Raw genomic sequence first — 24,387 nt, 5'->3', positions numbered from 1 at the left:
AATTTTGCCAAACATTCATGATCAGTAATATTTCTTCGTTCATAAAAAATAAACCTGCATTAGCAGTTGGGTTTCTATTCTCAGTATCAAGTTTATTGTTTGGTATATGGGTGGCATCAATACCCGGCATTAAATATAGGCTTGGCTTTTCGGATGGCAGCCTCGGACTTTCCTTATTGTTATCACCGCTCGGCGCTATTACCGGTATGCTTATTTCAGCAAAAGTGTTTAGTAAAATACAGGTAGGCAAATGGCTACTCTTCGGCTATATTATTACTTCTATTTTAATGGTTTTGCAGATAAATTCTGTAAACCGGCTAATGTTTTGGATCTGTCTGTATTTTTTTGGGCTGGTTAGTTTTTTGAATGGAGTATCTACCAACGCTACTGTTAACATCATGGAAAAAAAATGGAACACGTTAATGATGAGTACGTGCCATGCCATGTATAGTTTAGGCGGAGCCGTGAGTGCCGGTATCGCAGCATTATTATTTACATTCCATATTTCATCGGGGTGGCAAATTGTAATAGTGGTTACTACAATTATAATTGTTATTATTTCCAACAAAAAACATTTATTGACCAACAAGGATATTATTCATTCGGGTTCAAAATTAAAATTACCTTCCTTAACCATTTTAGGACTTTCATTTATTTGCATGGTTAGTTTTATGGCTGAAGGTTGTGTGGCAGATTGGAGTGCTATTTATTTTAAAGAAGTATTGCATTCACCAAAAGCATTCATCAGTTTAGGATATGCGGGTTTTTCCTGTGCCATGACATTGGGAAGGTTTAATGGCGATGCTCTTTTTGCGAAATTTGGAAATAAAAAATTGGTCATAAGCGGAAGTCTTTTGGCAGCAGCAGGTTTTTTAGCTGTAGTGTTAGCGCCTGCCATACCAGTGGCCATTGCAGGATATATATTGGTTGGTTTTGGATGTTGTTGTACTGTTCCAATATTATTCAGAGCTTCTGCCAATATTCCCAATGTAGGAGCAGTAGAAGGTTTTGCAATGATCACTACAGGCGGGCTGATCGGTTTTCTTACAGGACCATCTATTATTGGCTTTATTTCGGAAGAGGCAGGTCTTTCTAAAGCACTTTCTTTATTAATAATAATGACCTTATTAGCGGGCTTTGCCGCATGGAAAAACAAATTCCTTACTAATAAAATTGATGATAAAGTATCATTGAATTTTGATGAGCAGCTGTATTGATTTTTTAATATCTCTATTATATTTTTAGCTTGATTTCAATATATATTATTATTGATAATTTAATTTTATTGTACTTAAAATCAATGTGTTATTTTGACACAATCGAATTTTTAGCTGATATTTGTTAGGTATTTTAAATATTACTTACCATAGCTTTTCTTTTATTTATATTTGTTTCTGCCGATGATTAATTATAATCAATAAGATTGCATTTTATATATATTTAAAGACTTCCCCAATGTTGAATTTTGATGCTGTGATTTTTGATATGGACGGTGTAATTACTAAAACAGCAACCGTTCATTCTCTAGCCTGGACAAAAATGTTTAACGAGTATCTTCAATCGAGAGAAAAAAAATACAAAGAACCTTTTAAAGAGTTTACTCACGTTAACGACTATCTTCCTTACGTTGATGGCAGACCAAGATACCAGGGTGTTGACCGTTTTTTAAAATCAAGAAACATAGATATTCCATTTGGCGATGCCAATGATGCACCCGATGCAGAAACAGTTTGCGGTTTAGGCAATCGTAAAAATGAATTTTTTAATAAGATATTGGAGGAAGATGGAGTGGAGTTATACGATTCAACTATTGCATTGGTAAATGAATTGCTTGCTAAAGGAATAAAAGTAGGAGTCGCAACTTCCAGCAAAAACTGCGATATTATTTTAGGAAAAGCAGGTATACAAAACTTATTTCAAACACAGGTTGATGGGGTGGTTTCTGCAAACCTTGGATTAAAAGGAAAACCTGAACCGGATATTTTTACTACAGCTGCCGATAATTTAGAAGTAGCTTACGATCGTGCAGTGATCGTAGAAGATGCAGTATCCGGGGTACAGGCAGGAGCTAAAGGAAACTTTGGTTTAGTAATAGGAATAGCAAGGGAGCATAATGCCGATGAATTAAAAGATAATGGTGCAGATATCGTGGTAGAAGATCTCTCACAGTTAAGCATAGACGAAATTAATAAGCTTATTGCCGCCAAAAAAGTAACGAGTTAACGATTGCAAATATATTTTTCTAACTAAAACAGCTATATGAAAAAGAAGCCCTTATTAAGTTTCTGGCAGTTATGGAATATGAGTTTTGGATACATCGGTATCCAATTTGGTTTTGCCTTACAGAATAGTAATTTAAGTCGCATATTTGAAACATTAGGTGCCAAGCAGGATGAAATCCCGGCCCTATGGATCGCTGCGCCACTATCAGGCTTGATCATACAGCCTATTATCGGTTACATGAGCGATAGAACCTGGAACCGTTTGGGTCGTCGTAAGCCATACTTTTTAACCGGGGCTATTTTGGCATCATCAGCATTATTAATATTGCCCAACTCGCCGGCTTTATGGGTTGCAGCAGGTATGTTATGGATGTTGGATGCTTCCATTAATATAACGATGGAACCCATGCGTGCATTTGTTGGCGATATGTTGTCTGATGAACAAAGAACGCAAGGTTTTGCTATGCAGACCTTTTTTATCGGCGCTGCTTCCATTGTAGGATCGATGTTGCCTTATCTTATTACCAATATAGCAGGTATATCTAATACAGCTCCCGAAGGTATCATTCCTCCATCGGTACGTTTTGCTTTTTATACCGGCGGTATAATTTATATATGCGCTGTATTGTGGACGATCTTTACCGTAAAAGAATATTCGCCTGAAGAGCAAGCTGCATTTGAAGGACATGAAACTGAAGCTGCTGCAAAAGAAGGCGATGAATTAATTCTTAACACTAAAAAATATTATACTTCCGGCTTTATCTATCTCATTGCAGGAATCATAGCAACTATTATTATCTATTATGGCAGCTGGGATAAAGCATTATATATTCTTTCAATCGGAGTGGGGGCATATGGTATTTTAAAATTAGTAACTGCTCAGTTTTATGTTGGCGGTAGCAGAACGGGCTTGGTTGAAATTATATACGATATGGATAATATGCCGGGCGCAATGAAACAATTATCTCTAATAACCGTTTTGACCTGGTTTGCATTGTTTGCTATGTGGATCTACAGCACCAGCGCAATAACAAGTACTAAATACAATATGAAGGTGGATAAAGCGGTAGTAGATACAATGAGGAGTAATATCCAATCTGTGTTAAGTAGGCCTGCTATTGCCGATAGCACAAAAAAACAATTTGAAACTTTGCAAGAGGATATAAAAGAAATAGATAAATACAGACCTAATGATAACCCGGTAAGAATTTCTGTCAACTTATCAAACCATTATGCTGATAGCACCAATACTGTTTTTTCTGCCACTAATAAAATGGAGTTAAAGCGGGTACAGAAGGAATACAACGACGGTGCTGATTGGGTGGGTGTATTAAACTCGGTGTACAATGGCGTTGCAGCATTAATTGCATTTTTACTTCCTGTGATCGCCAGAAGAATGACAAGAGTAAAAACTCATTTTGTGTGCCTTCTTTTAGGTGGACTTGGTTTTATATCTATCTACTTCTTTGGAAGTCCTAAGCTATTGATCATATCCATGATCGGTATTGGTATCGCATGGGCAGGTTTGCTGACATTCCCTTATGCTATTTTAAGTAGTGTTGTTCCGCAAAAAAAGATGGGAGTGTATATGGGTATGTTCAATTATTTTGTAGTAATACCACAAATATTGGCGGCGGCTATATTAGGATTGTTGGTACGTACTGCATTTAACGGTAATTCTATTTATGCGTTGGTATTAGGTGGTATCTCAATGATCATTGCGGGTATATTAATGTTATTTGTTAAAGACGAAAAAGATAAAGTTTAATTTTTATGAGTAATCTCTGGAAGGTAAGCGCAGACAAGTTTGTAAACGATAAGGAAACGATCATGCGCATGGGCAATGTTTATCAGATTGCCAATGGTTATATGGGTTATAGAGGAACATTGGATGAATTTGGTCCTGATGAATTAGTAGGGATAACTATTGCCGGAATTTTTGATAGGGTAGGCGATTCATGGAGAGAGCCTGTGAATGCGCCGAACGGGGGCTACACTTCGGTGGCAGTTGATGGAAAGGAAGTTTCTGCATTAACAACTCCAATAAAAGAGCATTCGCAAACATTGTATTTGGAAAATGCTTTGTTTGAGCGTACCACTCAATATGAAGCAAGCGGAAAGATACTAACGGTCAGCTCTACCCGCTTTTTAAGTGCTGCTGTTCCTAATTTGGGTGTAATAAAGTATAGTATTGTTACAGATAAAGCAGCATCTGTAAAGATCAAAACCGGTATTGACTGTAATATCTGGGACCTGAATGGAAAGCATTTAGTAGATCTTCAGTTAGAAAAAAATAATGATGCTTTATTGGTTCATGCTGTTACGAATGAATTAGGAAAAAAAGTAGCAGCTGTAGAAACTATTGCTATTGATTTCGGGAAACACAATCATTCAATTGAAGCGAATAAAAATTTGCATATAATTGAATTGGATACAGAAGCAGGTAAAACATACACTTTCTACAAATACTTTTCTGTAGTTACTGAGAATGATAAAGTAGATTCTGTTAAAGATGCTGCTGCTAAAATAGTAGAAGATGCAAAAGCTGTAGGATATGAAAATAATTTAGCAGCACATAACAGACAATGGAAAACAAAATGGGAATACTGCGATGTAATTATTGATGGCGATGAAGAGGCGCAGCAAGCATTGCGTTACAGTATTTTTCAGTTATTGATCGTAGCGCCGGTGAATGGAAGCGCTAATTCTATTCCTGCAAGAGCCTTGTCCGGACAGGTTTACAAAGGAGCGATATTCTGGGATACAGAAATGTTCATGTTCCCGTTCTTCTTGTATACCTATCCTGAAAAAGCAGTGGAATTAATGCGGTATCGTATTAAAACATTGGATGGAGCCCGCAGAAAAGCTAAAACAGAAAGCGTAGGTTTTGAAGGAGCATTTTATGCATGGGAAAGCCAGGATGATGGAGATGATGCTTGTACTTACTTTAACATCGGCGATCCGAATACGGGAAGAGATCTGCGTACGCACTTTAGAGATAAACAAGTTCACATCAGTGGCGATGTTGCCATTGCTATGTGGGAATATTTTAAATTAACCGGAGATGATAGCTTATTATTGGAAGGTGGCGCCGAAGTTATTTTAGAATGTGCTCGTTTTTATTTCTCTTATGCGTATTTCAATAAAAATAAAAATCAGTATGAGATTTTAGATGTAATTGGCCCGGATGAATACCATGAGCGGGTAAACAACAATGCGTTTACCAATATGGTAGCAAAAGCTACATTTGAAATTGCGAATGCTGTAGTGCATCATTTTAAGCAACATTATCCTGCTGCATTAGATACGTTGGTGAAGAAGATAAATATTGGAAACGAATTGCCATTGTTTGTTGAAGCAGAAAAACTCTTATACATTCCTCAACCTAACAATGAAAAAGTAATTGAGCAATTTGATACTTATTTCAAATTAAAAGATATCGGAATTAAAGAATTAAAGGCCAAGATGATCCATCCGAATGAATACCTGGGAGCAGGACAAGGCTTGGCAGTTCCAACAAAAGTTATTAAGCAGGCGGATGTAGTGATGATGTTGAATATGTTTAAAGACCGCTACAGCAAAGACATTAAGAAAGCCAACTGGGAATATTATGAGCCTCGTACAGAACACGGTTCCAGCTTAAGCGCTTGTGCGTATGCAATGGTCGCCACAGAATTTGGTAACCTGGATTTTGCGTATGATTATTTTTTGCGTACAGCTAAGATCGATATTGAAGCGAAGTATAAAGTATATGTAGGAACGATCTTTATGGGAGGTTCGCATCCGGCTGCTAACGGTGGCGCATGGATGACGGCGGTGTTTGGCTTTGCAGGTGTGCAGGCTACAGCAACACATGTAAACATCAATCCTCGTTTATACAAAAAATGGAACCAGCTTACATTTAACCTGATCTATAAAGGAGATAGGTTTGCAATAACTATTACACAATCTACTGTTGAGGTTGTTGCCGCAGCTTCTAATAAAACAAGTCATACATTTATTATTGCCGGAAAATCAATATCAGTTGAAGCGGCAAAAAAGATAACGGAGAGTATAGCTTAAGAAAGTATTATAATTACAAGCCTGTAAGAGTAAAATTTTACAGGCTTTTTTATTTTACATAAATGGTCTTTGTCCCATATTGTACACCATTTTCATTAAAGCTATCAATAGTGAAATAATAGCTTTGTTCTTTATTTAAAGAATGAATAGTTACCTCATTTGAATTCAATACTTCATAATTAAGGTATAATTTATTCTTTGCTGTTCCGTATCGTACATAATAATTAGTAGGAGTTTTGGCTAATCTCCATTTTAAATAAACAGTGCATCTATCGACGCTATCCCGAACAATTTCTACTTCTTCTGCTTTCAAAGGAAGAGTACCACCACCGTTGCCAAATATCCTGAAGTCCGAGATGGCAAAATTCCCATCAGGTACGTGAATATTCTTTATCCGCCAATAACGGGCTTTTATAGGTTTGATAAATTGCATATAATCATGTGGGGCATCTTCTTTATTCAATGATTTATCTATAGCCAATTGCCACGTTTTATTATCATTGCTGCATTCTATTTTATATTGATAATAGATATCTATACTGCGTCCAGGTATTTTAGTATTATCTTCTGCAAAATTTAATTGAATTGCATTTACAGTAGAGGCTTTATACAGATCTACGATCATCCATTCCTTGTTATTGCCTGTTTTAGCACTCCAATAAGTTCGTATGTTTTCATCTACAGCATTTAAAGGAGGATGTTCTTGCTTAAAAGATGAAGCAGATACAAGTTTGTTGTAGGATAGCAACATCCATTGTGTTGATATGCCGGTTGGCATGTAGAAAGGATAATCTCCAAACCTTGTATTTACATAAGCATTATAAGTCGTATCAAAAGTTACAGGAAATAGCCCGATACGACGTTCAAACATATGCTTTACAGAAATTGTCATAGTAGAAGCCTGCCAGTAATTACCATATTTATCTTTGAATGTGCTGCTATGCCCTGCGCCTGCAATAAAACCTTCGGGTTTATATGAAAACGGATTATTGTTGGCTAATGTAAATGGCCCAAGCGGATTTGTTGAAACATACATTCCATCGCAATAGCTTTTGAATTGTGTTCCCGGAGCTGCATATTGTAAATAATATCTGCCATTATGCTTTGTCATCCACGATCCTTCAATCCAGGGGGCATCGGGCTTTTCATTGTAATCGCCGGAACGTTCCCAACCATATTCTTCTTTGTGGCTATTAAAACATTCAGTTGGTTTTCCAATTGGCATTAGTGTTTTTCTATCTAATTCAATACCGTAAATAGGATTGATGTTGGAACAACCGTAGTACAAATAAAGCCTTCCATCATCATCCAAAAATAAGCAAGGATCAATCAGGCCGATAGGGAAATTATTATTAGCGATCTGCCATTTGCCACTTGCAGGATCAGCAGTTTTATAAATTTTGCTTCCATCTTTTCCCGAAGATGCCATGAAATAAACAGTATCCCCAACTACCACTGCAGTAGGAGCGTAGTCTTCTAAAGGCAAATCCCTTGTTGCTATAAATTTCCATTGTACCAGGTCGGATGATTGCCAATACCCGCCTGATTTTGATGCGAATAAAAAGTAGTCGTTTTTAAAATTTATTATAGTGGGATCTGCTGCTTCTCTCCTGGAAGGAGTATCTAAACAAAACCGGTAATTCAAGTTGAGCGGATTGCAAATAGTAGTTTGTTGGGTAAGAGGAAGTGCCTGTGCAAATAAAAAATTATTGGCGAATGCCATTAAAAGAACGATAGTAATTGAATATCTAAGCATAATAGAATGTTTCAACAATGATTCTAATAAAATCAAAGATAACAATCGCTAACATAGCATCATGCAATCGTACATACCTAAAATTAAAACACCCGCCATACGGCAGGTGTTTTAAATAATTGTTTGATTGAATTATTTAACGTTATCGGAAATATAATCCTGTATTTCTTTTCCTTTTGCATTACCAACTTTTTCCAAAGCTCCCATAAAATAATTGGAATATCTATCCGGTAATTGTTTTTTGAATTTCACAATAGCATCAACACCGGCTTTGACTTTAGCATTATCGTTCAATTTGCTTAAGAACTCGCTCAATGCATATACCATGTCAAATTTGGCTTGTCCCACAGGCAATTCATCAAAAGTGTTTACCACGTAATCATAATCTGCATCACTACCTTTGTCAACAATGATCTCTACTACAGCCAAACCCAGATCGCCTTTGGCATCGTTGCTGTATTTTTTTGCCAACTCGTAAGCTTTATCAGGTTGTAACGCTGCCAATCCTGCTAAAGCCGCACCGGCAACAGAATACGATGAGTCATCTACATTCTTGGTAAACAACGGCAGGTATTTTTCGTCATTTCTTTTAGCTAGAAAACTTAATGCGGCTGCCAGTGTTTTTTTATTCTGTTCAGTGGCTGCAATACTTTCAATTCGTTTAATTACAAATTCATCTGTTACAAATTTAGAATTTGCCAACCCTTCAATTGCATAAGTACGCAAAGGCGCATAACTATCATTCAATCCTAATGATAATTCCTGGAAACCTTGTTTCTTAAAGTAATCCAATGCTTCTTTCCTGTCTAAATATTTAGGCGCATATTTTATTTGATGCACATAATTAAGGAAAGATTTATTGTCTGTTTTTTCACATAATAAAACTTTATCGGCATCTACATTTATTAGGTCGGGATGTTTGCTGTAAGCAAATGCAAAAGTATCTGAACGATTGTTTAACCAAACATTATAACGCACTTTGTTAGAGCCGTTGTAAACGTCAATAGCAACAGGCAATTTGAATACTTTGTCCATGTCCTGCGTTTGCTTAACAATTACCCATGCTTTGCCCATCGCATCATCATAAGTATAATCAATTGTCAATTTAGGATGTCCGTCTCCGTAATACCATTGGTTCCAGAACCAATTCAGGTCTTGTCCGGTTACTTCTTCAAATGCCAAACGCAACTGATGCGCTTCGCCGGTTTTAAATTTATTAGTGGTTAAATACAAATTCAATGCTTTAAAGAAAGCACTATCGCCAACATAATTACGCAACATGTTCAATACGCGACCACCTTTTTGATAGCTTACTAAATCGAACACATCTTCTTTATCACTATAATGAAAGCGAACCAAATCTTTCGTGTCAGATTCAGGATCTGATAAATACTGTCTTAACCCGTCCTGGTTTTCTTCATCACCCGCATCTTTACCATATTTATATTCCTGCCAAAGCGTTTGGCTGTAATCCGCCATTGATTCATTTACAGTGATGTTACTCCAACTTTCAGTAGTAACGAGATCACCAAACCATTGGTGAAATAATTCGTGCGCAATAACGGTTTCCCAGCTATTGCCATCTTTTAGTTCTCTTGCATTTTGATAAGCACTTTCCTGGTGCAAAGTAGCAGTTGTGTTTTCCATCGCTCCGCTAACATAATCCTTACCAACTATCTGATCGTACTTAGCCCAGGGATAAGGAACACCCAGTATCTTCTCATAAAAACCAATCATTTCGGGTGTGTTGCCAAAAATGCCTTTTGCATAAGGTGCATAATCCTTGGTTACGTAGTAATTTACTTCTTTGCCTTTATAGCTGTCTTTTACAATAGCATAATCGCCTACACCCATAAAGAATAAATAGGGGGCATGTGGCAGATCCATTTTCCAGTAATCCGTTCTTGTACCGTCTGCATTTTTCTTTTGACTTACCAATAAACCGTTACTAAGCGTAACATATTTATCAGGCACTGTCATATAAATTTCGTCTGTTGATTTTTGGTTGGGTTTATCAATGGTTGGCATCCACACGCTGTTAGCTTCGGTTTCGCCTTGTGTCCATATTTGAATAGGCTTGGTTTTATCTTCTCCTGTCGGATTAATAAAATATAAGCCTCTATCCTCTGTTATAGCAGCACTGCCGTGAGTTTTGCGTTCATTTGGCTTGGAAGTATAATCAATATAAATAGTGTATTTATCTCCGTTAGTGTATAGCCTGCCAAGATTAATGTGCAGTTGTGTACTGTCGTACGTGTATTTTAAAGGACTTTGTGAAGTGCCGTTTACCATGCTTACTTCCTTAATGTCCATGCCTTTTGCATCCAATGTTAATGAATCCGTTGGATAAAAATGAGGCTTTAATGTTATCCATGCTTTGCCGTACATGTAGGCTTTGGCATAATCAAACCTTACATCCAGTTTGGTATGTACCAGGTCGTTGATCTTGGTGGCGCTTGCCCGGTAAATATCCATTGCCGGTTGCGCAAATGATACACTGGAAAATACCAGGAATGCTACTACGAGATTTTTTTTCATATCGGAAAATTTATAAGGTGTAAAAATAAGACTAGTACAATTAATAGAGACCATTTTTTGGATAAATGGTAAACCGATGATTTTAATGAGTAGATTTGTGACCAAAGTTATAAGCTGATGAAGTTATTGAAACCTGCATTGCTGATTTTCTCTCTTTTTTTGGTTTTTAGAGCTACCGCACAACAGCCCCATTTTGTTTACATACAAACTGACAATAAACAGCCATTCTATGTACGGACGGATAAAACTATTTATAGTTCTACAGCATCGGGTTATGTTATTCTTGGTAAGCTGGTAGACAGTACCTATAATTTTTCTATTGGTTTCCCGGGAAACACTGCGCCTCAACAAAATTTTACCATCACTGTTAGTAAAAAAGACCTTGGATTTTTATTAAAAGATTTTGGCGAGAAAGGCTGGGGATTGTTCAATTTGCAAACTTTGGATATGGTAATGGCAAATAAGCCTGCGCCTAAAAGCAATGTGTTGGTACAGGAAAGAACGGATTCTTTTTCGAATATGCTGGCAACGGTTGTGAATGATCCCAGGATCAAGCAGGAAGAAATAATTAAAAAAGAAGAGCCGGTTAAAGAAGAAATAACTACTGCCACCGTAGCAGTAAAGGATACAGTTCCTGCACCAAAAGAAGTGAAAGAAACTATAGCAGTAACACCAACCCCCAAGTCGCAAACGATTGTTACACGATCAACGGTTAAAAGATTATTGAACAGAACTACTGCAGAAGGAACCGAAATGGTATTTGTAGTGACGGATGATAATAAAAAAGATACTGTACGTGTATTTATTCCCGCTGATAAAAGCATTGCCGTTACTCCATCTCAACCAACAACAGAAATAGTTAAGAAAGAAGAACCAAAACCCCTTACTAAAGTTGAAGAAACAGTTCAGCAAAAAGATACAACGGCGACAAAAGCTTCTGTTGTTACTCAGGATAAAAAGTTTATTACTGATATCGAAGTTCCTGTTGCGAAAGCAAAAACAGATACGTTAACTCCTGCTGCAAAACCTATCGATAAAACAGTTGTTACCGATAAAATAACAGGCAATGATTGTAAAAACATTGCATCGGACGAAGACTTTTATAAGCTACGCAAGAAGATGGCAACAGAAATGAATGATGAAGATATGATCAATCAGGCAAGAAAAGTCTTTAAGACAAAATGCTTTAACACCGTGCAGATCAAAAACCTAAGCGTTTTATTTTTGAATGATGCCGGCAGATATAAGTTCTTTACGGTGGCATATTCATTTACTTCCGATCTGCAAAATTTTGGTTCTTTGCAGTCTCAGTTAACAGAATCCTCTTATATCAACCAGTTTAAAGCATTGGTAAATCAATAAGAAATGCCTCGTTATTTTATAGAACTGTCTTATAAAGGAACTAATTATTCAGGCTTCCAGATCCAACAAAATGCTAACTCCATACAGGCAGAAATAGAGAAGGCGTTACAAATATTTTTTCGTGAAAGCTTTGAACTGACGGGCTCTTCACGCACCGATGCAGGCGTGCATGCGTTGCAGAATTTTTTTCATTTTGATGCAGATAATCTTCCTGAAGAATCTGTTTTGGAAAACAGCATTTATAACTTAAATGCAATTCTTCCTGAAGATATTGTAATAAAAAGAATTTACGAAGCAAAGGTGGATGCTCATTGCCGTTTTGATGCGATCAGTCGTGAATACAAATATTTTGTTTACCAGCATAAAGAGCCATTTTTAGCAGACAGGGCATTTTACTTTCCGTATAAATTGGATATTGAATTATTACAGGAAGCCGCAAATATCCTTACTGATTATAATGATTTTACTTCTTTCTCCAAACGCAATACGCAAGTAAAAACTTTTTTGTGCAGCATTATTAAAAGTGAATGGCTAATTGAAAAAGATACGATCGTTTATAATGTAAAAGCTAATCGTTTTTTACGCGGAATGGTTCGTGGATTGGCAGGAACCATGCTGAAAGTAGGAACCGGCAAATTATCCTTAGAGGAATTTATTTCAGTTATTGAAAGCAAAGATTCAACTAAAGCAGATTTTTCTGTTCCGCCACAGGCACTGTTTTTGGTAAAAGTTGAATATTAATAAAACAATAAAAAAGTTCAGGTAAATTTAATTAATATAGCCTTGATGAAATTCATTTCTATTTTATTTTTCAACTTGCTTTTAGCTTCGGTTTCATTTGGGCAGTTTAATACTCAAAAGGAGACAATATACTCCAAAAATGCAGGAGATAGCTTTAATATCTATGTATCACTACCTCAAAATTTCAACACTAACAATGCTTATAAAGTAGTCTATTATTGCGATGCAGGTTTAAAATCAGGAAAGTATCTAAGACGGCTTATTGCGGGATCCGAATTTAATGAGAGCTTAAAAGCTACTATTTTTGTTGGAATAGGACACATAGGCAATTATCATGTTTTACGTCGTAGAGATTTTATATTTCCTTCAATAAAAGAAAATAATATAGTCCGAGGCAATAAAAATTATGGGCAAGCTGAAAAATTTTATTCTTTTTTAAAAGAAGAGTTGGTGCCTTCCATCAATAAAAAGTTTAAAACCTATACTGATAGCAATTCTATTATCGGGCATTCATTAGGTGGGTTATTTGCTTTTTACTGTTTATTTAAAGATGATAATTTATTCTCAAAATATTTTGCATTGAGCCCTGCTTTGTGGGTTGACAATTATTCCATTTATAAATTCAATAAAATCCACGACGGTTTTACTAACAATATATATATCTATTTCACAGCAGGATCGAAAGAAAAGTTCAATAAAATAGTAAACAGTACTAAACAGGCAAAAGAGTTCTTCGATACAAAGAAATACCCCAATCTTTCTTTTGAATATGATATTTGGAATGGAAAAACTCATAATTCTGAAGTTCCATATTCGTTGCAAAAAATATTAAAAGAGAAGCTATAGTCTAAATGATGGAAAAAAGTTATTCTAACAAAAAGGCTGTTCATTTGAACAGCCTTTTTCATTATCGATAAAAATAAATTAAGAACCACAACTGATACATCCGTCCTGCATGGTACAAACCGGACCATCAGCTTGTGTAGGTTCTACATCATTGGTTGTTTCAGTCTGAGCACTAACTTTTGCTGTTGGGATTTCTACTTGTATGTTCGCTTGCTTTTCAACCGTAAACTGTACTGCTTGTGTTGCTGCTTGTGAACGCAGGTAATACATACCGGTTTTCAATCCTTTTTTCCATGCGTAAAAATGCATAGAAGTTAATTTAGATGTTGATGGACTATCAACAAACAAATTCAACGATTGCGATTGACAGATATAAGCACCTCTGTCTGCGGCCATATCAATGATATTGCGTTGTTTGATCTCCCAAACAGTTTTATATAACTCTTTAATATCTGAAGGTATTTCATCGATGTTTTGAACAGAGCCATTCGCAGCAATGATCTTATTTTTCATTGTATTATTCCATAAACCAAGGCTAACCAGGTCTTTTAACAGGTGCTTGTTTACGATAATAAATTCGCCACTCAATACTCTTCTGGTATAGATGTTAGAAGTATATGGTTCAAAACATTCGTTGTTGCCTAATATCTGCGATGTAGATGCAGTAGGCATTGGGGCTACCAATAAAGAATTTCTTACACCATGTGTTTTAACTTCTTCACGCAGTGTTTCCCAATCCCAACGGTCGCTTGGTGTTACACCCCACATATCAAACTGGAAGATGCCTTGTGAGGTTGGTGATCCTTTAAACGTTTCATAAGCGCCATCAATTTTTGCCAGGTCTTTACTTGCTGTCATTGCAGCGAAATAAATGGTTTCAAAAATGTTCTTATTCAACATCTTTGCCAGGTCACTTTCAAATGGCAAACGCAATAAGATGAATACATCCGCTAAACCTTGCACACCCAGTCCAACCGGGCGATGGCGCAAGTTGGAGTTTCTTGCTTCTTCAACAGGGTAATAATTATTGTCAATAACAGCGTTCAAATTTTTTGTAACCTGGTATGTAACATCATACAATTTTTGATGATCGAATTTCCCATCAATTACAAAACGAGGTAATGCCAGAGATGCTAAATTACAAACCGCTACTTCATCAGGAGAAGTGTATTCGATGATCTCTGTACAAAGATTGCTGCTTTTAATTGTTCCTAAATTTTGCTGGTTGCTTTTGCTGTTGGCAGCATCTTTATACAACAAATAAGGTGTTCCTGTTTCAATTTGAGATTCTAATATTTTAAACCAAAGCTCTTGTGCTTTAATTGTTTTTCTTGCACGTCCTTCTTTTTCGTATTTGGTATAGAGGTCTTCAAATTCTTTGCCCCAACATTCGCTCAAGCCCGGTGCTTCATTCGGACAGAACAAACTCCATTCTCCATTTCCTTCTACACGCTTCATAAACAGATCACAGATCCATAGTGCATAAAATAAATCTCTTGCTCTTAATTCTTCTTTACCATGATTTTTTCTCAGATCCAAAAATTCGAACACATCTGCATGCCATGGCTCTAAATAAACGGCGAATGCACCTTTGCGTTTACCGCCGCCTTGATCTACATAACGAGCCGTATCATTGAAAACACGCAACATTGGAATGATGCCATTGCTTGTTCCGTTAGTGCCGCCAATATAGCTTCCCGTTGCACGAATGTTATGAATAGCTAAACCGATACCACCGGCGCTTTGCGAAATTTTTGCCGTCTGTTTTAATGTATCGTAAATACCATCAATGCTGTCTTCTTTCATTGTTAATAAGAAACAAGAACTCATCTGTGGTTTAGGTGTACCTGCGTTGAACAATGTTGGTGTTGCATGTGTAAACCAACGTTCGCTCATCAAATGATAGGTTTTGATGGCACTTTCAATGTCTGCTTTATGAATACCGATCGCTACACGCATATACATTTGTTGCGGGCGTTCAGCAATTTTTCCGTTGATGCGTAAGAGGTAGGATTTTTCTATGGTTTTAAAACCAAAATAATCAAAACCAAAATCACGATCGTATATAATAGTGCTGTCTAATAAGTCAGCATTGTCTTCTATTATTTGCATTACATCATCTGCAATCAATGGCATAAGCTTACCGGTTTTATCATCGGTATAATTATGCAGCTTACGCATGGTTGCTGAAAACGATTTTACTGTATTTTTATGCAGGTTGCTAATGGCAATACGTGAAGCCAGGATTGCGTAGTCAGGATGTGTAATCGTTAATGATGCTGCTGTTTCTGCCGCAAGATTATCCAGCTCCGTTGTAGGTACACCTTCATAAATACCTTCAATTGTTTTTTTGGCAACATCAATTACATTCACCATCGGGCTTAAGCCGTAGGAAAGTTTCTCTATACGTGCAGTTACTTTGTCAAATTTTACGGACTCGGTTTTACCGTTTCTTTTAATTACATGCATAGCAATGGGGTTTAATGGTTTAGTATATATTAATGGTGAATAGCGAATGGAGAAATCTTTGTTTTCACCATTCACTATTCACTTCTAAAATTCTTCATCCAATGAGAACGTCTGCGTTTCCGTGGTATTCATCACTCCGGCTTTTTGGTAATCGCCCACTCTTTTTTCAAAAAAGTTGGTTTTGCCTTGTAATGAGATCATCTCCATAAAATCGAACGGGTTAGTAGTGTTGTATATCTTAGCATACCCCAATTCACTTAACCAACGATCAGCAACAAACTCAATATATTGTTGCATCAGCTTAGCATTCATTCCGATCAGGTCAACCGGTAATGCTTCGGTGATGAATTCTTTTTCTATCGTTACAGCATCTTTAATAATAGAATACACTTCGTCCTGCGTCATTTTATTTTGCAGCATGCTGTATAATAAGCACGCAAATTCACAATGCAACCCTTCGTCCCTGCTTATTAATTCATTACTGAAAGTCAATCCCGGCATTAAGCCTCTTTTCTTCAACCAGAAAATAGAACAAAAGCTTCCACTGAAGAAAATACCTTCTACTGCAGCAAACGCTACCAATCTTTCTGCAAAGCTTCCGTTCTCGATCCAGCGTAAAGCCCATTCGGCTTTCTTTTTTACTGCGGGCACGGTATCTATAGCATGAAACAGCTTATGCTTTTCATCGGGATTCTTAATATATGTATCGATCAGCAACGCATAGGTTTCGCTATGAATATTTTCCATCATTATCTGAAAGCCATAGAAACATCTTGCTTCAGGTAACTGTACTTCACTCATAAAGTTCACTGCCAGGTTCTCATTCACTATTCCATCACTTGCAGCAAAAAAAGCAAGTACATGCGAAATGAAATGACGCTCGCCATCATTCAAGCTTGCCCAGTCTTTTAGATCTGCACTTAGATCAATTTCTTCGGCAGTCCAAAAACTCGCTTCATGTTTTTTATACAACTCCCACACTTTGGGATAGTTGATAGGAAGAATTACAAAGCGGTCTTTGTTTTCTTTCAATAAGATCTCATTTTCGTACTGCATAGCACAATTATTTATACTTGAACAAACTAACTGCTCTTGAAGAAAAACCACTGAATACAAAAGAGAAAAAGTCCCTTAGACATGTATCAGTACATTGCCCTTCACCCGAAAGCATTATGACTCTTGATTTTTGAATTTATGGCAGGTCTTCTGACTTATTCTATCTTTTAATTGCCTTCCCGTTTACCAAGCTCTCACTACCATAAACAGTGGCTTGTTGATTAAAAGTTGTAAAAGATTTGTTTTGCAACGATCCTTCTTTTACCAAGAACTCACAGCTGCGGGGACAGTTCCGGAGTACGACCGGATTCCCTTTTAATACGGCTTTGTTTGAAAAACTTGCCGCAACCATAAATGCACTACAACGTTACAATACAATATTAAATTTTCGTGAAGGACTTATTAACGAAATGTTGAAAAAAACCATTGAATTTTTCGGAAGTCTCTGCCCGCCTGAGTTTTCAAATTCAATAGAAGTTGTTGACAAATGTGACAAAATAAAAAAGGCTGATTTTGAAGAATCAGCCTTTGAAATATCAAATATTTTTATAGTCTATTTTAAGATAAACGATTTTTCATCTACACTTTGCAATACTTGCGAGCCAATATCGCTAACATTAGTAGCTACAACAGCTACACGGAATGTATCAGGTAAGCCATAAGCATAAGGATAGATGCTTCCCTGAAAGCTTACGCCCGTTCCTGCATTGGGTTGATTAAGAGTATCAGCATATATATGTCCTGCATCGCCTGTGTAAATACTTTTGTAATTAGAAGCGCTTCCGCAATAAGTAAAATAGATGGGTTGATTATATACTGCTTCTAAATCGCCGAGACTTCTGAAAAGAGTAAGATCGTTTACTGCAACCGCGTTATTAATAACAATCTTTGCTATAGAATCTGATTTGCTATACAAATAAACGCTATCATCAGCTCTTTGAGATTGATCTGCTAATGAATCTAATTGCGCAGTGATGTATGTAGAAATAACCGGAATTAATTTCACAGAATCAACAACATCTACATTAACACAAGCTGTAGGTTTGGTGGTTGTATCATCTTTATCACAACCATAGTAAGCAACACATAGTAATCCGAATACGGGAAGCAAAAGTTTTTTCATTGTCAAGTAATTTATGGAGCGAATATAGATAAAATCGCATTTCTGCAAAAGATAAGCTACGGCAACGTTCCCGTAAAAAAGGCAATAAAAATCCCCGGGTTATTGTGCCCGGGGACAACTAAAAAATGAAAGTAATTAATAGCTGAACTTAACTCCTACCAGGAAATTAAATCCTTGTGTACCGTATCCATACACTTCTGAAAATTTAGCATCTGTGATGTTTTTCAGATTGCCGAAAACAGTAAGGTATTTTTTAAATTTATACTCTGCGTAAAAGCTTAGTAAGAAATAATTGTTCAATTGCACATCAGGCACCTGGTATCCTCCCAGATCAAAAGCGCTGCCGGTATATTTACCGTTGATGCTTGCATATAAGCCATTTAATAACTGATAACCTACATTGATATTAAAGGTGTTCTTTGGGCGTTTCAATAAATAGCTATATGAAGTATCATTATTCGTTAATCTACTTTGAGAGTTTTCCGTACCGCTTGTATACGTATAATTTCCTGAAATGCTTAATTGTTTTGTAGGATGAACGTTCACTTCATATTCAAGTCCTCTTACTATCTGTCCTACATAATTAAAATATTGTGAAGTAACATTATTGAAATCAATACCATTATCAATATCCCTATAGAAAAATCCAATGCGGTGATTGAACTTTTTATATTGCTGTTCAAAGCCCAATTCATAGTTAACCGATTTTTCTGGCTGTAACAAAGGATTGCCATAATAAGCTACAAACAGTTGATACAAGCTTGGTGCTTTAAATCCGCTGGCAATACTTCCAAAAATCCTGTTATGCTGATCAATTGCATAAGATGGATTGAAAGTATATGTGTAGTTGGTTCCATAACGTGAATGCACATTTAACCTTCCGCCCAGCTCAACATTCAATTTATTAGAATTATACAACAATGAAGCGTACATAGAGCCCTGACTCATGGAAGTATCGCTGAATGAACTGGAATAAGGTCCGTAGGAGCTTACAGAATAGTAATCGTTATTCATAGAACCATAACGATAATCTGCTCCTTGTAACAATGTAAATCCTCCGCCTAATTTTATGCTTGCATACAATTCAACAAAATTTGTTTTTGCGAAATATTTATTATCGATAAAATAACCAAATACATTTTTATCCAAACTATCCCTGTTAAACTTACGGTTGGTTTGCGTGAATTGATAATTACCTGTAAGCGTTACCACATCATTTTTAAATTGGAAACCACCCCCTGTTGATAACAGGTCATTTTTTACATAATAAAATTTGTCATCCACAAAACCGCTTGCATCCAAATCGGTTTTATATTGGCTGTATAAAACATACGATTTAAGCAATAGATTTTTTGTAGCCTGGAATTGAACAGCGCCATTCATGGCATCTCCATTGTATCCGTCTTTATCAAACGTTTTAACAGCCGCAGTATCTAAGGCAGCCGAAAATCCATCTGTTTTTAATTTAGCATAACGTGCAGTATAACTGAGTTTGCCCGCTTTACCATACAGTTGCAAATTGCCTTTCCATGTATTGTAAGAACCACCTGCTGCCGTTGCATTTACGTTAAATGGCTTATCTACATTTTTCTTTATGGTGATAATGTTGATCACACCGGCAATGGCATCGCTACCGTATAAAGTTGATTGAGCGCCTTTACAAATTTCAATGCGTTCTACATCGTTGATAGAAAATAAATTTAGATCAAAATCATTATTGATCTGCGATGGATCATTCACCGGGATGCCATCCATCAATATCAATACACGTCCGGTAGAAGCGCCACGCATATAAACATTTTGTACAGTTCCGGGAGAGCTGTAAGCGCCGTTAATTACTACTCCGGCTTGTTCATTCAATACTTCCGCAACAGATTTTCCTGTGCTTTTGTCAATCTGATCTTTAGTAATAACAGTTACCACTTTACCGGTGGTATTCTGCTTTTGCTCTACCTTATTAGCGGTAAAGATCACTTCATCCAGGTTTTTAAGGGGCAAAGTGTCTGTTTGTGCAAATGATTGAACTGTTGCAAACATTGCAACTAGTGTTAAAATTTTTCTGCTCATTCTTTTTGAGTTTAAAAGTTAAAGAATGAACCTTCAAAAATGAAAGATGTGAAATGAAAGAAAGCCTCTGCAGCAGACTTGTTTCATCCCGGCTTTTCACCCGAAAGCTCGTTGAATAAAATTTGCGCCTGGCAGGTCTTCTGGCTTTGCCGCCTTTTGAATTTCCTTCCCATCTTGCTTAAATACAGACAGTGGAATGCAGTTATTCAAAAGTTGTTATAAAACTGCGGCATTACAGCTACGGGGATAGCTCCGGACTTACACCGGAATTCCCTTTTAATCCATCGCTTTGCAGCGATTAAGAACCAAATGCGGTGCGAATGTATAGAAATTATATTTAAACCCAACTGTTTCGTACGAAATTCATCGCAAAACGCTGATAGGCAGGCATTTTACGAATTATCGACATTTTAAAACATTCCTTCGCTTTAATCGTTTTAGGTTCTACCTTTGCAAAGTTTTTTATGTCGAAAAAAAAGATCCTTTTTATCATTGGTTCGCCCAACCAGACCTCCCAGATGCACAAAATCGCATCTGAACTTTCGGAATATGATTGCTATTACAGTCAGATATACAGCAAACATCCTATTGTAAATTTTGCAGTAAAAAAAGGATTTTTAGATACAACCATCTTAGCGGGGGAATTTAGAAGAAAAGCGGATGCTTATCTTACAGAACATCATTTACCCAACGATTATGCCGCATCTGTTTTTAATAACCAATACGACCTGGTAGTGCTTTGTTCAGATCTTATCGTAACCAAAGAATTGAGAAAATTAAAAACGATCTGGGTACAGGAAGGAATGACTGACCCTATTACAACCTGGGGCAAAATAACCCATGCGCTTAATTTGCCCGGATATTTTGCAGCAAGTACTGCATTTAACGGTAGTGCTAATATCTGTGATATTTATTGCGCAGCATCGGAAGGATATAAAAAGCAATTTACAGAGTTAGGCACCAATGCCGGTAAAATACTTATTACAGGAATGCCTAATTACGATAACTGCCAGGCATTGTTGCAAAATGATTTTCCGCATCATGGATATGTGATGGTGGCAACTTCAGATATCAGAGAAACATTTAAGAAAGAAGATCGCCCTAAGTTTATTCGTGATTGTGTGCAGGTTGCCAATGGACGACAGTTATTATTCAAACTTCATCCAAACGAAAATAAGGAAAGAGCGATTGCTGAAATTAAAGAGAATGCCCCGGCAAATACGTTGATATTTACGGATGGCAATACAGATCATATGATCGCTAATTGTGATGAATTAATTACGCAATATTCAACTGTTGTATATATTGGTATTGCCTTGGGTAAAAAAGTACATTCTTATTTTGATGTGGAGAAATTGAAACAGTTAGCGCCCGTTCAAAATGCAGGAAAATCTGCTGCCAACATAGCAGATATTTGCAGGAGTTATATTGAATTTGAAGGCAGCAAAAAGGAGTTTTTAGATAAGTATAGGTCGTCGAAGATGCAGTACGCATAAATGTCTCACAGAGACGCAGTGATCACAAGGAAACCTTAGTGTACTTTGTGAGAAAAAAATATAAAAGTGAAAGCAACAAACATAGTAACCATCATTCAAACACGCAGAAGCTCATCTCGTCTGCCCGATAAAGTAACCATGTTGCTGGAAGGCAAGTCGCTTTTTGTACGCCAGGTAGAAAGAGTTAAAGCGGCAGAATTGAGCGGAACTGTTGTTGTTGCAACAACAACAGATACAAGCGATGACCTGATCGAAGAAATTTGTCAAAAGGAAAATATTGAATGCTATCGTGGCGATATGAATGATCTGTTGGACAGGCATTACCAGGCAGCTTTAAAATATAACGCTGATGTAGCAATAAAAATCCCAAGTGACTGCCCATTGATCGATCTAAAAGTGATCGATAAAGTAATTTCATTTTTTCTTAACAATATGGATAAGTATGATTTTGTGAGCAACCTGCATCCTGCTACTTACCCGGATGGAAATGATGTGGAAATAATGACGATGGCTGTGCTGAAAACCGCATGGGAAAAGGCTGATAAGCAACTGGAGCGGGAACATACTACTCCTTATATTTGGGAACGTCCGGAACAATTTCGCATCGGAAATGTGGAAATGGATGGGGGTATTGACTATTCCATGACACACCGTTTTACTATCGATTACAAGGAAGACTATTTATTTATTAAGGCTATCTTTGCGGAATTATTTCCCCGCAATCCGCTTTTTACCATAGAAGACATTTTAAAATTGCTCGATGAACGCAAAGACATTTACAATATCAACAAAGATTTTGCCGGTGTAAACTGGTATCGCAATCATTTGGATGAATTAAAAACCGTTAATCAATCTCAAACTAAGATCTTAGAAAAATAATTATGACAGAAGAAAAACTGCAATCACTTCAAGAGTTGTCATTAAAAGTAAGAGAGCATATCATTGCCATGTCTGCCACCGGCGGGTGCTTTATCGGCGCTTCTCTTTCCTGTGTGGAACTGATGACTTATTTATACAGCGAATTTTTAGACTTAGAACCAGAAACATTAAAAGATCCTAATCGCAATTACTTGTTCTTATCAAAAGGGCATGATGTACCTGCAATGTACGGTACATTAGCAGAATTAGGGTTTATTGATAAAGCAAGATTGGATAATCATTTATTAACGAACGATTCTATTTACTGGCATCCGAACAGGAATATTCCTGGTGTTGAATTCCATTCAGGTTCGTTAGGGCATTTACCTGCCGTAGCTGCGGGTATTGCATTGGATTGCAAATTGAAAAATCAAGACAATCATATTGTAGTGATCACCGGTGATGGAGAGTTAAATGAAGGAAGCGTTTGGGAAACATTATTAGTAGCCAATGCCTACAACTTAAATAACTTAACCATCTTGGTTGACAGGAACCAGTTCCAGGCAAACATTCGTACAGAAGAATTAATTCCGTTGGAATCATTGGATGATAAATTTGCAGCTTTTGGTTGCAACGTAAAAAGAATAAACGGTCACGATTTTAATGCATTGGAAGAAGTGTTTACCTCATTGCCTTATGGCAAAAATGTAAATGTGGTAATTGCCGATACTGTTCGTGGTAAAGGGCTGCCAAGCATTGAAGCCCGTGCTGATCGCTGGTTCTGCTCATTTACAAAAGATGAAGCAAGCCAATTGCTAAATGAACTACACGGAACTGCAAAAGCATTATTAGAATCAGAAACTTTAATAGTAAGATAAATGAACTACGAAGAACTATTGACGAAAATGGCATTGGAAGATGAGCGTTTTATTGTGATGACTGCCGAAAACAGGGCGTTGGTTCGCAACATGCCGAAAACATTGGGCAGTCGTTTTATAGATACAGGTATTACCGAACAAACAATGGTAGGCATGGCTGCAGGACTTGCCTCACGGGGACGCATACCTGTAATTCATGCCTTGGCACCTTTTTTAACCATGCGTGCGTATGAGTTTATTCGTACCGATGTGGGTATTGCGAATTTACCTGTTAAATTGAGTGGCTTTATTCCGGGTTTTTTATCCGATGGAAACGGACCTACACACCAGGCTATTGAAGACGTTGCCATCATGCGTGGTATTCCAGGTATGGAAGTGTATGCGCCTGCTGATGAAGATGACCTGGTAAAGATGTTGCCTGATGTTTGGTTATCACCTTCTCCGGCATATGTTCGTATCAATCACAAACCATCTTCGTATACACACGCACCTTATGTTCCCGGTAAAGCAGAAACAATCAGCGAAGGAAAAGATATAACCATTTTAGTGTATGGCTTTTTATTTGAAAATGCATTGAAAGCAAAAGAATTGCTGGAGAAAGAAGGTTTATCAGTTGGATTGATCAACTTACGTTCATTAAAACCAATTGATGAAGAAGCGATCATCAAAGCTGTATTGAATAGTGAGCTTATTGTAACAGTAGAAGACCATTTTTTAACCGGAGGTTTATATTCAATCTTGGCAGAACTATTATTAAGCAAAAAATTAACTGCTAATGTGCTGCCATTATCGTTACAGGATAAATGGTTTAAACCGGCTTTATTAAATCATGTGTTGGAATACGAAGGATTTACTCCTGAAAAAATTGCAGCAAAAATTAAGAATCAATTACAATCAACATCAATAAAATAAT

General features: G+C 36.8%; 17 protein-coding genes and 2 riboswitches. Of the genes, 11 read left to right on the top strand and 6 right to left on the bottom strand.

Translation table 11 applies throughout. From position 1 onward, the window contains the following. The first annotated feature begins 17 nt into the window (after positions 1-17). From K9M53_RS13195 to K9M53_RS13180, 4 genes are all read left to right on the top strand, one after another. Positions 18-1,217 carry an MFS transporter gene (locus K9M53_RS13195; RefSeq protein WP_224015634.1) on the top strand — a complete coding sequence of 400 codons (1,200 nt, stop codon included), beginning with the start codon at positions 18-20 and terminating at the stop codon, positions 1,215-1,217. 238 nt (positions 1,218-1,455) lie between these two features. Next, positions 1,456-2,223 carry an HAD family hydrolase gene (locus tag K9M53_RS13190; protein ID WP_224015632.1) on the top strand — a complete coding sequence of 256 codons (768 nt, stop codon included), beginning with the start codon at positions 1,456-1,458 and terminating at the stop codon, positions 2,221-2,223. Between the two features lie 36 nt (positions 2,224-2,259). Next, positions 2,260-3,990 (top strand): MFS transporter, encoded by a 1,731-nt coding sequence (locus K9M53_RS13185; RefSeq protein ID WP_224015630.1) that lies wholly within the window; start codon positions 2,260-2,262, stop codon positions 3,988-3,990. A gap of 5 nt (positions 3,991-3,995) precedes the next feature. Beyond that, the gene (locus K9M53_RS13180; RefSeq protein WP_224015628.1) at positions 3,996-6,284 is read left to right on the top strand and encodes a glycosyl hydrolase family 65 protein; all 2,289 of its coding nucleotides are present in this window, start codon (positions 3,996-3,998) and stop codon (positions 6,282-6,284) included. A gap of 49 nt (positions 6,285-6,333) precedes the next feature. On the opposite strand, the gene K9M53_RS13175 is transcribed toward K9M53_RS13180, so the two are convergent. Both K9M53_RS13175 and K9M53_RS13170 read right to left on the bottom strand, forming a co-directional pair. Continuing rightward, a complete protein-coding gene (locus K9M53_RS13175) occupies positions 6,334-8,040 on the bottom strand; it encodes a family 43 glycosylhydrolase (protein ID WP_224015626.1) in 1,707 nt (568 codons plus the stop codon). 132 nt (positions 8,041-8,172) lie between these two features. After that, complete coding sequence (locus tag K9M53_RS13170; protein ID WP_224015624.1) at positions 8,173-10,578, bottom strand: M1 family metallopeptidase; 2,406 nt, start codon at positions 10,576-10,578, stop codon at positions 8,173-8,175. A gap of 117 nt (positions 10,579-10,695) precedes the next feature. Between K9M53_RS13170 and K9M53_RS13165 the strand changes: the two genes are divergently transcribed. From K9M53_RS13165 to K9M53_RS13155, 3 genes are read left to right on the top strand one after another with little or no spacing between them, the layout of a single operon-like run. After that, positions 10,696-11,940 carry a DUF4476 domain-containing protein gene (locus K9M53_RS13165; protein ID WP_224015622.1) on the top strand — a complete coding sequence of 415 codons (1,245 nt, stop codon included), beginning with the start codon at positions 10,696-10,698 and terminating at the stop codon, positions 11,938-11,940. A 3-nt stretch (positions 11,941-11,943) separates the two neighbouring features. Continuing rightward, positions 11,944-12,681: a tRNA pseudouridine(38-40) synthase TruA gene (gene truA / locus K9M53_RS13160; protein ID WP_224015620.1), complete on the top strand. Its 738-nt coding sequence runs from the start codon at positions 11,944-11,946 to the stop codon at positions 12,679-12,681. 45 nt (positions 12,682-12,726) lie between these two features. Then, entirely contained in the window at positions 12,727-13,527 is an 801-nt protein-coding gene (locus tag K9M53_RS13155) for an alpha/beta hydrolase (RefSeq protein ID WP_224015618.1), read from the top strand. 78 nt (positions 13,528-13,605) lie between these two features. Here K9M53_RS13155 and K9M53_RS13150 read toward each other — a convergent pair whose 3' ends face one another. The 4 genes from K9M53_RS13150 to K9M53_RS13135 form a co-directional block, all read right to left on the bottom strand. Beyond that, entirely contained in the window at positions 13,606-16,071 is a 2,466-nt protein-coding gene (locus K9M53_RS13150) for a ribonucleoside-diphosphate reductase subunit alpha (protein WP_224015616.1), read from the bottom strand. A gap of 9 nt (positions 16,072-16,080) precedes the next feature. Next, the gene (locus K9M53_RS13145; protein WP_224015614.1) at positions 16,081-17,052 is read right to left on the bottom strand and encodes a ribonucleoside-diphosphate reductase small subunit; all 972 of its coding nucleotides are present in this window, start codon (positions 17,050-17,052) and stop codon (positions 16,081-16,083) included. Positions 17,053-17,175: 123 nt separating this feature from the next. Next, positions 17,176-17,420: riboswitch (cobalamin riboswitch) on the bottom strand. Positions 17,421-17,605: 185 nt separating this feature from the next. After that, positions 17,606-18,175, bottom strand: coding sequence for a hypothetical protein (locus K9M53_RS13140; RefSeq protein WP_224015612.1), 570 nt, complete (start codon positions 18,173-18,175; stop codon positions 17,606-17,608). A 135-nt stretch (positions 18,176-18,310) separates the two neighbouring features. Continuing rightward, positions 18,311-20,242 carry a TonB-dependent receptor plug domain-containing protein gene (locus tag K9M53_RS13135; RefSeq protein WP_224015610.1) on the bottom strand — a complete coding sequence of 644 codons (1,932 nt, stop codon included), beginning with the start codon at positions 20,240-20,242 and terminating at the stop codon, positions 18,311-18,313. Positions 20,243-20,355: 113 nt separating this feature from the next. After that, positions 20,356-20,567: riboswitch (cobalamin riboswitch) on the bottom strand. A 139-nt stretch (positions 20,568-20,706) separates the two neighbouring features. Here K9M53_RS13135 and K9M53_RS13130 point away from each other — a divergent pair. From K9M53_RS13130 to K9M53_RS13115, 4 genes are all read left to right on the top strand, one after another. Then, on the top strand, positions 20,707-21,738 hold the full coding sequence (locus K9M53_RS13130) for a hypothetical protein (RefSeq protein WP_224015608.1): 1,032 nt from the start codon (positions 20,707-20,709) through the stop codon (positions 21,736-21,738). A gap of 66 nt (positions 21,739-21,804) precedes the next feature. Continuing rightward, positions 21,805-22,617 (top strand): cytidylyltransferase domain-containing protein, encoded by an 813-nt coding sequence (locus K9M53_RS13125; protein WP_224015606.1) that lies wholly within the window; start codon positions 21,805-21,807, stop codon positions 22,615-22,617. 2 nt (positions 22,618-22,619) lie between these two features. Continuing rightward, on the top strand, positions 22,620-23,474 hold the full coding sequence (locus K9M53_RS13120; RefSeq protein WP_224015604.1) for a transketolase: 855 nt from the start codon (positions 22,620-22,622) through the stop codon (positions 23,472-23,474). Beyond that, positions 23,475-24,386 carry a transketolase family protein gene (locus tag K9M53_RS13115; RefSeq protein ID WP_224015602.1) on the top strand — a complete coding sequence of 304 codons (912 nt, stop codon included), beginning with the start codon at positions 23,475-23,477 and terminating at the stop codon, positions 24,384-24,386. Position 24,387 lies beyond the last annotated feature (1 nt).

The organism is Ferruginibacter albus (assembly GCF_020042285.1).
Taxonomy (GTDB): Bacteria; Bacteroidota; Bacteroidia; order Chitinophagales; family Chitinophagaceae; genus Ferruginibacter; species Ferruginibacter albus.
The sequence above is the reverse complement of the archived record's forward strand: the minus strand, read 5'-3'. Positions and strand labels throughout refer to the sequence as shown.